Source organism: Streptomyces sp. NRRL F-5126 (assembly GCF_000721265.1).
Taxonomy (GTDB): Bacteria; Actinomycetota; Actinomycetes; order Streptomycetales; family Streptomycetaceae; genus Streptomyces.
On the sequence record NZ_JOFZ01000044.1, the window covers coordinates 1 to 885 of the forward strand.

An 885-nucleotide genomic window follows, 5' to 3' on the forward strand; every position below is an offset into this window, starting at 1 on the left:
CGACAGCACTGACCGTAAGCGCTTAGGTAATCGACCGTCAAGTCTTATGTACCTAACAGACCCTGACTGTCACTCAGGTGGCGGCGAGTTGTGTACTCAACTCCGTGATCGGTGTACTCTTCCGCCCATGACCTCAACACCCGCCCGCCGCATGACGGCTAGAGCCATCGCCGACGACCTCCGACGCCAGATCAGGACCGGCGTCCTCCAGCCCGGCGACGTTCTGCCCACCAGCCGTGAGCTGGCCGAACAGTTCGGCGTAACGCCGAAGACCGTGGGCGCGGGGTTCGACATCCTCAAGTCGGAAGGGCTCGTGATCGGTGAGCAGGGCGGCCGGCGCCGGGTCCGGTCCACGCGCCCGATCGTGTGGAACCTGACCAAGTTCGAGCGCGGAAGGCGTCGCGACTCTTCGGCTGGTGACGACTGGTCAACCGCCATCCGCGACGCCGGCCGCGAACCGGCCCAGCACGTCACTGTCGAGACCGCTCCCGCGAGCGAGCAGGTTGCCGCCTGGCTCCAGGTCCCGGTCGGGAGCGACGTCGTGCACCGCATCCGCCTGCGTACCGTCGACGGCCAGCCCTACCAGCTCTCAACGAGTAGCTTCCCGATGGCCGTTGCCGAGGGGACGCCCCTCATGCAGGAAGGGGACGTCGCCATGCCGGGCGGCATTCTCGCCTCCATCGGGCACCCGCAGGTTCACGTACGCGACGAAATCACCGTTCGGATGCCAGATCCGGAAGAGTCGGACCGCCTAGACCTCCCGCCCGGCACACCTGTCGCGGAACATGTCCGCATCGGCTACGGGGAGTCGGGACCTGTACGCGTGATGGTCACCATCGCCCCTGGGGACCGACACCGCCTGGTCTACGAGCTGGAGGTCTGACC

1 protein-coding gene is annotated in these 885 nt (G+C 66.6%); it reads left to right on the plus strand.

Annotation, left to right across the window (positions count from 1 at the left end; all coding sequences use genetic code 11):
• The first annotated feature begins 127 nt into the window (after window positions 1-127).
• Entirely contained in the window at window positions 128-883 is a 756-nt protein-coding gene (locus IH48_RS0132190; protein ID WP_030383202.1) for a GntR family transcriptional regulator, read from the plus strand.
• Window positions 884-885: the final 2 nt, after the last annotated feature.